Origin of the sequence: Variovorax frigidus, assembly GCF_051216515.1 — a bacterium.
Classification (GTDB): domain Bacteria; phylum Pseudomonadota; class Gammaproteobacteria; order Burkholderiales; family Burkholderiaceae_C; genus Variovorax.
Genome location: NZ_JBPJZF010000001.1, coordinates 400553 through 414306 on the forward strand (window position 1 = coordinate 400553; position 13754 = coordinate 414306).

General features: G+C 64.4%; 12 protein-coding genes and 1 pseudogene. 11 read left to right on the forward strand and 2 right to left on the reverse strand.

Annotation, left to right across the window (positions count from 1 at the left end):
* Positions 1 to 10 precede the first annotated feature (10 nt).
* From ACSFBC_RS01920 to ACSFBC_RS01950, 7 genes are all read left to right on the forward strand, one after another.
* On the forward strand, positions 11 to 682 hold the full coding sequence (locus ACSFBC_RS01920) for a nitroreductase (protein WP_435508616.1): 672 nt from the start codon (positions 11 to 13) through the stop codon (positions 680 to 682).
* Between the two features lie 150 nt (positions 683 to 832).
* Positions 833 to 1426: an FAS1-like dehydratase domain-containing protein gene (locus tag ACSFBC_RS01925; protein ID WP_435508617.1), complete on the forward strand. Its 594-nt coding sequence runs from the start codon at positions 833 to 835 to the stop codon at positions 1424 to 1426.
* Complete coding sequence (locus ACSFBC_RS01930) at positions 1423 to 1896, forward strand: hotdog family protein (protein WP_435508618.1); 474 nt, start codon at positions 1423 to 1425, stop codon at positions 1894 to 1896. Before ACSFBC_RS01925 ends, ACSFBC_RS01930 begins: the two co-directional genes overlap by 4 nt.
* Before the next feature lie 41 nt (positions 1897 to 1937).
* The gene (locus ACSFBC_RS01935) at positions 1938 to 2930 is read left to right on the forward strand and encodes a Bug family tripartite tricarboxylate transporter substrate binding protein (RefSeq protein ID WP_435508619.1); all 993 of its coding nucleotides are present in this window, start codon (positions 1938 to 1940) and stop codon (positions 2928 to 2930) included.
* A gap of 17 nt (positions 2931 to 2947) precedes the next feature.
* Positions 2948 to 3943, forward strand: coding sequence for a tripartite tricarboxylate transporter substrate binding protein (locus ACSFBC_RS01940; RefSeq protein ID WP_435508620.1), 996 nt, complete (start codon positions 2948 to 2950; stop codon positions 3941 to 3943).
* A gap of 354 nt (positions 3944 to 4297) precedes the next feature.
* Complete coding sequence (locus ACSFBC_RS01945) at positions 4298 to 6421, forward strand: ATP-dependent nuclease (RefSeq protein WP_435508621.1); 2124 nt, start codon at positions 4298 to 4300, stop codon at positions 6419 to 6421.
* Positions 6422 to 6564: 143 nt separating this feature from the next.
* On the forward strand, positions 6565 to 7788 hold the full coding sequence (locus ACSFBC_RS01950) for a hypothetical protein (protein ID WP_435508622.1): 1224 nt from the start codon (positions 6565 to 6567) through the stop codon (positions 7786 to 7788).
* A gap of 153 nt (positions 7789 to 7941) precedes the next feature.
* On the opposite strand, the pseudogene ACSFBC_RS01955 reads toward ACSFBC_RS01950, so the two are convergent.
* Positions 7942 to 9019 (reverse strand): annotated as a pseudogene (locus ACSFBC_RS01955) (IS30 family transposase).
* A gap of 288 nt (positions 9020 to 9307) precedes the next feature.
* On the opposite strand from ACSFBC_RS01955, the gene ACSFBC_RS01960 reads away from it, so the two are divergent.
* On the forward strand, positions 9308 to 9556 hold the full coding sequence (locus ACSFBC_RS01960) for a hypothetical protein (protein ID WP_435508623.1): 249 nt from the start codon (positions 9308 to 9310) through the stop codon (positions 9554 to 9556).
* A gap of 203 nt (positions 9557 to 9759) precedes the next feature.
* Here ACSFBC_RS01960 and ACSFBC_RS01965 read toward each other — a convergent pair whose 3' ends face one another.
* Positions 9760 to 10338, reverse strand: coding sequence for a c-type cytochrome (locus ACSFBC_RS01965; RefSeq protein WP_435508624.1), 579 nt, complete (start codon positions 10336 to 10338; stop codon positions 9760 to 9762).
* A 137-nt stretch (positions 10339 to 10475) separates the two neighbouring features.
* On the opposite strand from ACSFBC_RS01965, the gene ACSFBC_RS01970 reads away from it, so the two are divergent.
* From ACSFBC_RS01970 to ACSFBC_RS01980, 3 genes are all read left to right on the forward strand, one after another.
* Positions 10476 to 11267: a hypothetical protein gene (locus ACSFBC_RS01970; RefSeq protein WP_435508625.1), complete on the forward strand. Its 792-nt coding sequence runs from the start codon at positions 10476 to 10478 to the stop codon at positions 11265 to 11267.
* 169 nt (positions 11268 to 11436) lie between these two features.
* A complete protein-coding gene (locus ACSFBC_RS01975) occupies positions 11437 to 12342 on the forward strand; it encodes a LysR family transcriptional regulator (RefSeq protein ID WP_435508626.1) in 906 nt (301 codons plus the stop codon).
* 130 nt (positions 12343 to 12472) lie between these two features.
* The gene (locus ACSFBC_RS01980; protein WP_435508627.1) at positions 12473 to 13741 is read left to right on the forward strand and encodes an MFS transporter; all 1269 of its coding nucleotides are present in this window, start codon (positions 12473 to 12475) and stop codon (positions 13739 to 13741) included.
* Positions 13742 to 13754 lie beyond the last annotated feature (13 nt).

Consider the following 13754-nt stretch of genomic DNA (forward strand, 5'->3'; position numbering starts at 1 on the left):
CGGACATGCCATGAACATCCAGGACGCGATCGCCAGCCGCCGCTCGGTGCGCCACTTCCTCGACCGGCCCGTGCCGGCCGACGCCATCCGGCGCGTGCTCGAACAGGCGCTGCGCGCCCCCTCGGGCGGCAACCTCCAGCCCTGGCACCTGCACGTCGTGGGCGGCGAGCGGCTCGCCGAACTCAAGGCGCTGATGCGCGAGCGCGTGCAGCAGGCGCCCACGGGCGAAGGCAGCGAGTACGACATCTACCCGCGCGAACTGGTCGCGCCCTACCGCGACCGGCGCTATGCGGTCGGCGAGCAGATGTACGCGCGTCTCGACATCCCGCGCGAGGACAAGGCCGCGCGGCTTCAATGGTTCGGGCGCAACTACCAGTTCTTCGGCGCCCCGCTCGCGCTGTTCTGCAGCGTCGACCGCCGCATGGGCCCGCCGCAATGGTCAGACCTGGGCATGCTGCTGCAGAACGTGATGCTGCTGCTGCGCGGCGAGGGCCTGGACAGCTGCGCGCAGGAATGCTGGGCGATCTACCCGAAGACGATCGGCAACTTTCTCTCGCTGCCGGCCGAGCGCATGCTGTTCACCGGCATGTCGATCGGCTATGCGGACCCGGACCACGCGTTGGAGGGCTTCACGACCGAGCGCGCGCCACTGGCCGAAGTCGCCGAGTTCATCGGGATCTAGGGATGAAACACCCCCGAAGCGCCTGCGGCGCCTCCCCCTCAAGGGGGCGATACCGGCGGCCCGGCAAAGCCGGTTCCGCGGTATCCCTGGCATGGGGCCGTGCGGGCTCCATGCGCCGCAGGCCATTCATTGCGCACCAAGGCCACTGAGATGCAAACACCCAATACACCCGACACCGACTGGCAAGCCGCCTGGCAGCCCTTGATGGCGCGCGTGGGCGAGGACTTCGGCAGCGCCGAGACCTTCCACGGCGCCGACGCCATCGACGCTAGCGCGGTGCGCCGCTACCTCGAGGTGCTGGAGTTCGACTGCCCGCTGCACACCGATGCGGCCGTGGCACGAGCGCACGGCCATGCGGCGCCGACCGTGCCGTCGACCAGCCTCATGACCTGGACCCTGCCGCCCATGTGGTCGCCCGGCCAGCCACCCATCTTCAGCAGCGACGCGCGCGACGCCGAACCCGAGCGCAGCCCGCTCAAGGGCGTTCGCCCGCCCGGCATGCCCCCGACCAGCGCCTACATGGCGACCGACTACGAGGTCGACTACCTGCGGCCGGTGCATGTCGGCGACCGGCTCGCCCGGCGCGGCAACCGCCTGGTGCGCTGCCAGCCCAAGGCCACGCAGGTCGGCCGCGGCGCCTTCACGACCTGGGAATACGAGATCGTCGACCAGCACGCAGAAGTCGTGGCGCGCTGCCGCTTCAGCATGTACCACTACAACCCGCACGCCGCAGGAAGCGCATGAGCCACGAACAGAACCCGTGCATCGACTGGGCCCGGCAGCGCAGCTGGGCCGACGTCGAGGTCGGCGACACGCTGCCGCCGCTGCGCTTTCCGCTGACCGTCTACCGCATGGTGATGGCCGCGGGCGCGAACCGCGACTTCAACGCGATCCACCACAACACCGCGCATGCGCAGTCCACCGGCGCGCCCGAGATGTACGCCAACGTGATGTTCCTGCAGGGCATGTGGGAGCGCACGGTGCGCGCGTACATCGGCCTGGCCGGCACGCTGCATGCCATCCGCGGCTTTCGCATGAGGTCCTTCAACACCGCGGGCGACACAGTGGTGGTGCAGGGCCGCGTCGAACGCAAGTGGATCGACGACAGCGCCGACGAAGCGCAGCGCCATCGGCTCGAACTCCAGGTCTGGAGCGAGAACCGCCACGGAGTCTCGGTCGGGCCGGGGATCGTGGTCGTGAGCCTGCCGGCCTGAGTCGCCACCCACCCCCTACAAGAAGAACCCGGAGACATCCCGTGCAAGAACACAAGACCCTCACCCGCCGCCGCATGCTCGCGCTCGGCAGCGCCCTGGCCGCCAGCGCCGCATGGCCGGCGCGGGCCCAGCCGGCCGCCTGGCCCACCAAGCCGATCCGCATGATCGTGCCCTACGCCGCGGGCGGCGGTACCGACGTCTTCGCGCGCCTCGTGGCCGAGGGCCTGGGCCGCAAGCTGGGCCAGAACGTGATCGTCGACAACCGCCCGGGCGGCAACGGCATGCTCGGCATCACGGCCGTGCAGCGCGCACCGGCCGACGGCTACACCTTGCTGTTCTCGCTGACCTCGATCATCCAGAACCCGCTGCTCTATCCCAACGTGGGCTTCGACCCCTTCAAGGACTTCGTGCCGGTGTCGGAGCTCGGCCGCCTGCCGATCGTCTTCACCGTGAACGAGAAACTGGGCGTGGACACGCTCGAGGGCTTCATCAAGCTGGCCAAGGCCGCGCCCGGCAAGTATTCCTACGGCTCCTTCGGCAACGGATCGAGCGCGCACCTCTATGCCGAGGTGCTGCAGGACGCCGCCGGCATCCGCCTGCTGCACGTGCCATACAAGGGCGAGGCACCGGCCATCACCGACCTGCTGGGCGGCAACGTCGACGCGGTCTTCGTCTCGGCCAAGGGTGTGAGCCAGCATGTGGCGGCCGGCAAGGCCCGCTCGCTGGCAGTGGTGGGCACGGCGCGCGCGCCACTGATCACCACGGTGCCGACCTTCAAGGAACTGGGTTATGCCGGCATGGAGTCGGTGGGATGGTTCGGCCTGTACCTGCCTGCGGGCGCTCCGCCCGAGATCGCGAAGCGCCTGTCGACCGATGTCGCGGAGGTCGTGCAAAGCGCCGACGCCAAGGCGCGGCTCGAGGCCATGGGGGTGATACCGGTGGGCAGCACGCCTGCGCAACTGACCGCCACCATGCGTGCGGACCACCAGCGCTGGAGCCAGGTGATCCAGGCGAAGAACATCCGGCTCGAATGAAAAACGCAAGGAACACGATGGCACACCGCTCGCTCACCCTCGGCCTGGGACTGGCCCTCGGCGCACTGACCGCCTTCACCGCACTCCCCGCAGCCGCACAGGCCCCCGCGGCCGACTACCCCACGCAGACCGTCACGCTGCTCGTGCCCTTCCCCGCCGGCGGCATCACCGACAACATCGCCCGCCTGGTTGCGCAGGAACTGGGCACGGCCTGGGGCAAGCCCGTGGTGGTGGACAACCGCGTGGGCGCCAGCGGCACCATCGGCGCTGCGGCCGTAGCGCGTGCGCCCAAGGATGGCCACACGGCCCTCTTCACCATCACCACCCACGTGCAGATGGCCGCGCTGCGGCGCGCCCTGCCCTACGACGCGGTGAAGGATTTCGCGGCGGTCTCGCAGATCGGCATGTCGACCTCGGCGCTGATCGTGACGCCCGACTTTCCCGCGACCACGTTGAAGGAACTGGTCACTGTGCTCAAGGCCGAGCCCGGCAAGTACGCCTACGGCTCGACCGGCGTCGCGACCACCTCGCACATCTACGGCGAGCTGTTCAAGAAGGAAGCCGGCCTCGACATGCCGCACGTGCCGTACAAGGGCGCGGCACCGATGGTGACCGACCTGCTCGGTGGCCACATCCGCGTCGCGGTGCTCGACACCGGCACCGCGCTGCCGTACCTGCAGAGCGGCAAGCTGCGCGCCCTTGCAGCCCTGGGCACGCGCCGCTCTGAAGCCCTGCCCCAGGTGCCGACCTTCCAACAGGCCGGCTACGCGGGCTTCGAGCCCTATGCCTGGATCGGCCTCTTCCTGCCCGCCGGCACACCGCAGGCACGCATCGACAAGATGTCGACCACGGTGGCCGCGGTCATCGCCAAGCCGGAAATGCAGAAAAAGATGCGGGAGATGAACATCGAGCCGGTGGGGAGCACGGCGGCGGAGTTTTCTGTGGTGCTGCGGGAAGATGCGGGGACTTGGAGGCGGGTGATTGAGGGGACGGGGATTCGGGTGGAGGAGTGAGGGGGTCGAGGATCTCAAGGCACGGCCGGATTTCAATATCAATCGGCTTCTACGCAAAGCAGGCTGCACTGGGTTCGGAACGCAGCAACCGCCGATAGCTTGGCCGTTTCCTCGATGTGCTTCTTGCCCCATTCAGACGCTCGTCATTTATGCAATGGTGCATGTGTGGTCGGAGATAGAACAGGAGCTAGCGACAGGCAGCCGAGGGACGATAGCGGCTACCGGCCTGAGGGAACTAAGTCGAGTTGGACGACTGCTTAAGACTGATCTGAGTCATTCACGGTTCTTGGCCTGAGCTACGGCTCTCGCCAACACCGGTTACCTAGTACCGCTGACTTGGCGGCCAGGCGCCCGGTGAAGTCCGGCGTTTATCGCCCAGCCGCCACTGCTGTTACGCTTGTTTACCAACAACATATTCGTGTCATAGGGGTAAACATGGCAGGTGCAAATCGATCCAGGCTTGTACGCATCACCGTGCGCAACATCGGATGCATCGGCGACGATGGCGTAGAGATCGAACTAGACAATGTTGTTTGCCTGGTCGGCAAGAACAACGCAGGCAAATCCACCATCCTGCGCGCCTACGAACTGGCCAAAGGTTCAGTCCAGTTTGATGAGAACAAGGACCGCTGCCTGCATGCGCCGTCGGACAAGCCCTCCGAAGTGCTTCTGGAGGTTCACATCCCAGACGGCATTGGTAACGTCGACTCGCGGTGGAAGGAGTCAAAGGACGGGTTGCTAGTCGTCAAGAGCCGCTGGCAATGGGCACCCGACAAGTATCAGAAGGTCCGCACAACGTGGGATCCGTCTGGAGGTGCCGACGGAAAGGGGGCGTGGGCTGAGGACGGCAAGGCCGGAGGCGCGGATCCAGTCTTCAATTCCAGGTTGCCCCGTCCGCTTCGCATCGGTTCGCTGGATGACGCAGCGAAGACCGAGGAGATGCTGCTCACCCTAGCGCTGGGTCCGCTGTTGGCCGGCCTCGAGAAGGAGCGGATCGATCCGGCGTCCGCGCTTTCCCTCGCTCTCGCAAGCGTCACGACGCGAGTCAAATCACTCAGCGGCGTGCACGAGAAGCACTTCAACGGCATATCAGGCCGAGTGGCACAAGGGTTCAAGCGAGTGTTCCCGCGCCTGGACGTGAAGCTGAACGTCGCGGCGAGTCCGATCGTGCCCAAGCTCGCCGACCTCCTCAAAACGGGCTCAAGTCTCATCGTCCAGGATGGAAAGACGCAGACGTCGCTCCACCAGCAGGGAACCGGCGCACGGCGCGCGCTCTTCTGGTCCATGCTCCAGGTCCACAACGAGTTGTCACGCGACAACGAGGTCCGGCAGGAGTACAGGAAGCGGCTGGAGAAGGAACTGGAAGCAGCCCGGGTGAAGCGCAAGAAGGAGGCGGACAAGGGGCCGGGGAAAGCCAAGGAAGCTGATCTGCACGCCTACGACAAGATCATCGCGGAATCTACGTCACGCCTGAAAGCTCACGACGAAGACGGCAACATTCCCGACAGCGAGGACGACCCGGCGTTTCCGGGCTACTTACTGCTGATCGATGAGCCGGAGAACGCATTGCACCCAATGGCCGCACGGGCTGCGCAACGCCACTTGTACGAACTGGCGAAGCATCCCGACTGGCAAGTCATCATGACCACCCATTCGCCCCACTTCGTCAACCCGTTCGAGGATCACACGACCATCGTTCGCCTCGAACGCGAGAGTGAAGATGACGACGCGCCGATGGCGCCTAAGACCTATCGTTCGGACGAGATTGAATTCGAGTTCCAAGACGACGACAAGCAGCGCCTGCAGGCCCTCCAGCACATCGACCCGAGCTTCTCCGAAGTGTTCTTCGGCTCCTACCCCGTGCTCGTCGAGGGTGATACGGAGCATGCCGCCTTCATGTCGTCCATCATTGAGCGTGGGCACGGACTCATGGACGAGGTGACAGTCATCCGCGCTAGGGGCAAAGCCATACTGGTGCCGCTTATAAAGGTCATGACCCACTTCAAGATTGACTTCGGCATCGTGCACGATGTAGACCCGCCATACAAATCGAACGGGCACCGCAACGGCATGTGGACCGAGAACGGCAAAATCCGCGAGGCAGTGCTCAAGGCCCGAAAGGCTGGCCTGGCCGCCCGGCACAGGATCAGCGTGCCCGACTTCGAGCGCTTCCTCGGCGGTGAGGAGGAGTCCAAGGACAAGCCGCTGAACACCTACCTGACGGTGGCCAAGGACGATGCCATGGCGCTGCGAGTCCAGATCCTAATGGCGGACTTGCAGGACTCAGACCAGCACGAGCCATTCGCTGACGGCGCGCTGGGTACCGGCGACTACCTGACCTGGTTGGGGATCAAGATCAAGCACTGGGCCGAGGCGAACGGACAGGCAAACCATATCCGCTTCAAGGGACCTGCTGCAGCACAGGCAACAGGAGCTGCTTCGCCCACCTCTGACTCAGCGCTACCGGAGGGAGGCTGATTGACCTTCGCGAGTTTCCGATACCCAGCATATCCGGTAGCCCTGCAGCGCGTGCTCTCGCGCAACCTGCGCTCGTTCTTGACGCAGTCCCGCGACTTCCTAGACGCGCAGGTCTGAACCGTGGCTCAAGAATGGGAATAGGTGTGAAAGCCAGAAAGTCGATCGCTGTACCGGAACTGCCTGCAAATATGAGCGACATGGCACGAGCGGCACTCCAAGAGCTGGAGCCCGCCGGGCCTCCGCGTTCGCCTGAGGAAGGACGCGGGCTAATGTTGTCGGCGCGAACAGAGGCCGGTCAAGGCCTTCCGCCCTACTACCTTGTCTATTTTCTTCTCGTTGATCTACTCAAGTTCCCGCGTCTTAGTCAATGGGAAAAGACCGCGTGGACGGTACCCGTCAGGTTCCGCGGTCGCCTGTACGGCATAGAGCATCGAAAGATGGGGCTCGGAGTCTTCGAACCCAATCTCGACCCCAACGCGAGAATGAGCGGTCGGCCAAGTCAGCAAGGCGAGAAGGACGCGACCGCTATTGTCGAAGCGATCAAGAAGGCCGTCTCAGTTGCGGCCCCATACTTCCAGTGGCGTGCAAAGGAAGCAATTGCGACATCTGATCTGAACGTCGTCAACAAAAACTCTGATCTTTTCGAACGCTACGAGTATTTTCGCGACCAGTTCAACGCACAGGTCGTTGAAAGAAAAGAGCTAGAAAGTAAGGCAAAGGACAGAGGACGCGAATCCCCTGGGACGTTCAACTTCGAGCTCATCTCATCGTGGTTGTCGGTTAACAAGCAAGTGAACTGGTATGCGCTGGCTGCCATCGACGCTTTCTTCAGTTGGACTGAGCACGCGTTTATCCATCTCGCGATACTTCAGGGAAAGCTGACCGTAGGTACGCAAGTTGCAGTGCTCGCCGAGGACAACTGGAATGCGAAATTCAAGGCCGCACTCGACATCTCGGACAAAGACGCCAAAGCGCATTACGACAAGCTCTTGGATCTTCGTGCACAGGTAAGGAACTTCGTGGCTCACGGGGCGTTCGGCAAAGAGGGCCAAGCGTTTCGTTTCCACTCGGGTGCGGGCTCCGTCTCCGTTCTGCTGACCAACGACCGAGACCAGCAAGTTAGCTTCACAGGTCGCGTGGCCTTCGATGAGGCGTCGGCGATAACGGAGATCGGTTCGTTTCTTGACCACCTATGGGCGGGAGCACTGGCCCCCGCAAGGCACTATCTCTTCAGTGTCCTTCCTAGCATTCTGTCGTACGCGACTGATGGTACCTACGCACGCGCTATGCGGTCCGAGGAGGACATGCTCAGTTTCGTCGACGGCCTGACTCGTCGGTTCGAGCAGGCTGCGGACATGGCTTGGTAGGCCTACGGAGATGCAGAAACGCACGGTAGTACCGGCGCAAGAGACCGTCAAGATGCCTACGCCATAGGGGGCTTGAGCATGTCGGCCCGTTGATTTCGAGAACAGAGATATTTGCTTGACCTCGATGGCTGGCGTCCGCTTTGCAGGGCGGATTCAACCGGTCGACGCAACACATTCGCTGAACATCTCAGCGGGTGTGTGGAAGCCGAGTGTCTTGCGCGGCCTCTCGTTCAATTGTCGCGCGATCGCGTTGAGTTGGAGCTGTGAGTAGCCGGAGATGTCGATGCCCTTCGGCATGTACTGCCGCAGCAGCCCATTTGTGACCGTGCATCTCCGTGCCTCGATCCCAAGTCAATGACTTGTAGAGCTCCTGCGGCAACTTGCGTGCGTTCTTGATCAGCGCGTTGACGACCGACTGCGAGTCCTTGCCTTCGAGTTTGACCAGCATCACGTATCGCGTCTGTCGCTCGACCAACGTGGCGATTTGGCTGTTGCCGCTCCCGAAGACCAAGTCTCCCTCCCAATGGCCAGACACCGCCCGATCTTCGACAGATGCAGGGCGCTCCCTGATCGACACGGCATCAGTAATCTGCCCATGGATCGCCGTCTTCTGTGTGTAGGAACGAGAGCGTCGCATGCCGCGTGTGCGTCTGAGATGCTCCAGCAGTTCCTTCTTCAACGCGCCACGCGCTTGAATGAACAGGCTGCGGTAGATGGTCTCGTGTGACACATGAAGGCCCGGGTCGTTCGGATAAGTATGCTTGAGCCAACCGCCGATCTGCTCCGGCGACCACCGCATTCGAAGCAGGTCCGCCACGACGCCAGCCAGCGCCCGATTCTTGACCAGTTTGCAGCGCTTCGGCCGCAGGGCACGGTTCCAGGCTGCTTCGTCGGCGACGCTCGCCCGATAGCAGTCTTGCCCTGCGTTGCGACCGATCTCGCGGCTTATGGTCGACGGTGCCCTGCCAAGTCGGGCGGCCACCGAGCGCATCGATTCACCGATCACTAGAGCACGAGAGATCTCTTCTCGCTCCGCCAAGGTCAGCGCCTTCGCGCTGCGCCGCCGGTCCGGTGGTCGAATGCCACCGGTCTTCGACAGGATGGTGTGGATCGAGGTGTGAGGTCGGTCGAACAGATGGCCGATCTGATGCAGAGTCCAGCCTTCCTTCCAGCGCTCCCACATCAATGCCTTTTGGGCGTCCGTGTAGTGGGTTCGCGTCCGATACTTCATCTGCAACACTCCTTCTGCCTCAGCAGTGGTTATTGTGTTGCGTCGACCGGTTGAATCCGCCCTGCGAAGCAGCCTTTCAGTGTTGCTATCTAATACCGCTTGCGTTCATCAAGCGTGGGGTACGGCCGAGCAGCAAACTGTTGCGCTCTAACACTCCGAGGCTAGCTTCATCTCCAACTCAGATCCTCATCCGCCGCAACCGATCTTCCCCGTCTCCATCAGCTTCCCCGACAACCTTGGTCCCACCGTCCGCTTCTGAAATCCGGGCGCGCAACCGCAACCGCAACTTTGTCGATCGACGCCTGCAGCGTGCCGGTCGGCGCAGAAAAGCCGAGAACGCGCACGCTCATAGCCTTCGCAACCTCGCTTCGTGAAAGGCTAGATCTGCGGCTCCAACGACATGCGACCGGTACCGAGAACGCCGAAACGCTCTACCCAGCCCGACTTGGCGTGCGGCAGCGCTTCGCCGATGGTGACGATCCGCCCTGCACCTGGCTGTTCAGGATGTCGACCATCAGCGGCGGGCAGCCCTTTTAGGCCACCCAATCTACATGAGCGTAATGAGCAGCGGTCTTTGATCGCTCGCCCACCAGCAGCCTGCCCCCGTGCACAGGCCATCGGGTGCTCCCCGCAGCGAAATAAAGGAGGAGTCGAAGGCGGGGGACATTCGCGGAGGGGAGTACCCGGTGGCCTGCGCACGCGCCCCGAACAAATGCCCTCCACAAATCAGGTGCAGCGTCTCACGGTCCCTTCGCCGTAGCCACAGGTTTGAGCGATTCCCGAACCTTAGCCACCTGCCCCGCCGTCACCGCGTCCCCCTGGTTGCCCCAACTGGCCCGCGCAAAGCTCAACACACTGGCCACGTCCGAATCGGTCAAACGCCAACCGAAGTCCGGCATGGCGATAGGTGACGGTGCCTGCGTGGTACTCGGCATGGCCGAGCCCGCCAGCACCAGGCGTATCAGCGACGTCGGGTCCTTGGCATTCACCACGCTGTTGCCCGCGAGCGCAGGAAAGGTCTTGGTGGCGCCCGTGCCGTCCGAGCGGTGGCACGCGTTGCAGTTGTTGAGGTAGACCATCGCCCCGCTGTTGGCCTCGACCCTGCCGTTGCGCAGGGCCTGCGTCGTCGGGTGCTGCGGCGCTGCGGCGACCAATGCCGCCTGCGTCGGCACGGCCGGCCCTCCGGACTTGGCGCCCAGCGCTCGCAGATCGCCTGCAATCGCCTGCAGGCCCGGCGTCGACATGTGCTGCGTGCTGTTCTGCACCACGGCGACCATCGCACCGAAGGCCGCGGTGCGGCCGGTCAGCAGGTACTGCACGCTGTCTTCGGAGGACCATTGCGCCATCGCATTCCAACAGCCAGCCGGAGGCACATCCAACAATCATCTCGCTGGGCGCCGCCCTGCTCCGCTACGCTCGGTCTGTCCGGGCACACCAGCCCCTCAGGAGAACTCCCATGCAAGAAGACGCCATCGACTTTCGCACCCCCTCACCGTTCAAGCCGGTCAACACCTTCAGCCACCTGCGCTTGAGCGAGGTGCGCTCGCTGGCCGAGGTGCTGGCCTGCCTGGACGACCTGCACAGGCGCCAACCGGGGCACCGGTTCCTCTGCACGCTCGATGACCTCGACCAATGCTGCTACACCAGCATGCACGCCCGCGAAGACGAGCGGCTCACGCCCGACGATGAAGGCGCGGACGAGGACCTTGACTACGACGACCCGGTCGCGCTGCACGGCCACGAGGCGCGGCAGCTCGCGCATGTGGCGGCCCAACTCGACGTCCCTGCGCTGCGCCAGGATTGGCGCGCCTTGGCGGAGGCGCGCTTGAGTTCGCAGGACGACGTGGACGCACTGCTCGCGATGAACCGCGATCCCGATCGGCTGCTGGCCCACGACGACGTGGTCTACGTACAGCGCGTGCCGGTTGCGCGCGACGACCTGCTCATTGCCGGCCTGCCCAACGGCTACTTCAGCGCCGATTGGAATGTGTTCCAGAACCACGCCCTCATCCGCCACATCGCCACCACGCACGGCTACCGCTTCTTCGGCATCGGCGCGTCATGGCTCGGCTTCGTGCGCACGCAGGCGCCCGACGAGGCGGAGGCTCGCCGCCTGGTGGACGATCTCTCGCTGGTCTACCCCTCCGACGACGCGGCGGCAGCAGCCGTCGCCTGGGATGCCCTCGCACTGTTGCTGACAGGGTGCAACACCTTGCTGTTGGGCTACACCGAGAACTTTGCGGATTAGTGCGGCGAGAGAAGGGTGCAACGAACAACGCAGCGGGCGGTGCTTCGGCGTGCGTCGCGCTTCGGCACGACGTCGCTGCGCACGTGCCGGAGCCCGCGCGACAGTGGTCCCCGTCGCGCTCGCCTGCCCCACACTGCGCCCCTACAGGAAAGAACACCGGATAACTTCGATGCTGGAAACCCGCTTACTCCAACAGTTCATCGCCGTCGCGGAAGAGCTTCATTTCAGCCGGGCTGCGGAGCGCCTGCACATGGCCCAGCCGCCTTTGAGCCAGGCCATCCGGCGACTGGAAAGCGAGATCGGATCCCCGCTGTTCGAGCGCACCAAGCGCAGCGTCGCGTTGACGCCGGCCGGCACCTCCTTCCTGGAAAGGGCAAGGAGCATTCTTCAGTCGTTGGACGAGAGCGTCGCGCACACGCGCCGCGTCGCGCAGGGGATCGACGGCCGGCTGACCTTGACCTTCATCCACATCACGCCGTACGCACCGCTGCTGCGTGCGTTGCGCCATTTCCGGGCCGCGTCGCCCGGCGTCGCGTTCGAGATGATCGAAGCGACGACGCGTGAGCAGGTCGAGGCCCTGGAGAACGGCACCGCCGACATCGGGTTCATGCGTACACCCGGGACATCCACGCCGACCTTGCGCTTCGAGACCGTCGCGCGCGAGCCGATATGGGTGGCGCTGCCGGCAGGGCATCGGCTCGCGGGCCATGCATCCATCGAACTGGCGCTGCTGAAAGACGAGGATTTCGTCGCCTCGCCCAGGCCGCTGGGGCCGGGCTTTCACGATCAACTCGTCCGTCTTTGCCAGGCGGCGGGGTTCCAACCTCGGGTCGTGCAGCACGCGCGGAAACTGCAGACCTTGATCGCCTTGGTCGCGAGCGGCTTCGGCATGGCGCTGATCCCCGCATCGCTGGCCAGCGAGGCGCGGGAGGACGTCGTGTTTCGCTCCATCACCGCGTCCGGATCGGAGCACCTGTTGCAGCTGGACCTCCTGATGGCATGGAACGGGTCGCAGGCATCGCCGCTGAGAGACAGGCTGATCGAGGAGATACGGCGGCTCGTCCCGCAGCCCTGACGCACTGAGACTTTCGACGTCTCGTTCCGCGACACGAACGGTATTTCACGAACGCCATTGCCGGCACTAAGCTGCCTCGGCACCCACCGCCCCACGCGGTGTATCGCAATGTCGTGACCCGTGCCGGCGCATGCCGCATCCGAAAATTGGGACAGCGCCGGCCATTGCCGGCGAGGCGTTCCAGGGTCTTCTTTCCGTCGTCGATCCTGGAACCGCCATGCCTGCAGCCATCTATGTTTTTTCACTGTGCACGTTCGCGTTCGGACTTTCCGAATTCGTCGTCGCGGGCCTGCTCTCGGCCATGGCCACGGACCTTCATGCCCAGATCGCCGCGGTGGGGACGGCCATCGCCGCCTATGCCTTGGGCGCGGCCATCGGCGCCCCCTTCGTCACGGCGCTCGTCTCGCATTGGCGGGACAAGCACGTCCTGATGGCGGCCGTGGCGGTGCTGGCCTTCGGCAGCGTGCTGATGAGCCTTTCGCCGAACCTGCCGACGCTGCTTGCCATCCGCTTCGTGGTGGGTCTGGGGCACGGCGTCTTCATGGCGGTCGCCTCGGATGCGGCGACGAAGCTGGTCGACCCGAAACGCGCCGGCCGCGCGCTCTCGGTGGTCTGGATCGGACTGACGCTTGCGCTCGCCGTCGGCGTCCCGATGGGCACATTCCTCGGCAGCATCTGGTCGTGGCGACTCATCTTTCTGTCCATCGGGGCGCTGGGCACCCTCAGCATGTTCGGCTTGCTGTTCTTCATGCCCGTTCGCGAGGCCGACCGGCACAGTGGCCGTCGGGCGAGTGCGTGGCACGGCCTCAAGGCCGTCACGCATCCGCAGTTGATGATCACGGCCGGCGTCAGCGCATTGGTGAGCGTCGCGACCTTTTCCTTCTTCACCTTCGTTTCGCCCTACCTGCTGGACATCACCGGTGTCGACCTCCGATGGCTGAGCGCCGGCATGCTCGTGTTCGGCGTGTGCGCCATCGCCGGTAACCTTCTCGGCGGCTATCTGGCGGATGCGATGGGGCCCGTCGGCAGCAGCCTGGCCGCGTTGGTCGGACTGACGTTGAACCTGCTCGGCCTGTATGGGTTGAACTGTTCTCCCGTCGCGATGATGGTCCTTGTCGGATCGTTGGGCATGTTCTTCTTCTGCATCGTGACCCTGCTGACCCTGCGTCTCCTGAAGCTGGCCCAGTCCCTTGCGCCGGAGTCGACGGCCGTGGCTGCGGGCTTGAACATCGCGTCCTTCAATCTGGGAACGGCACTGGGCGGGGCGCTGGGCAGCCTCACCATCTCGTATGCCGATCTGTCGCTGGTTCCCTTGGCGGGTGCGTCGGCTGCTGCTGCGGCGGTCGCGGTCCTGTGGCTGCAAACAAGACGTGTCGGGTCGCGCGAGGCGACGGCCTGAGCGAAGCGAAGTC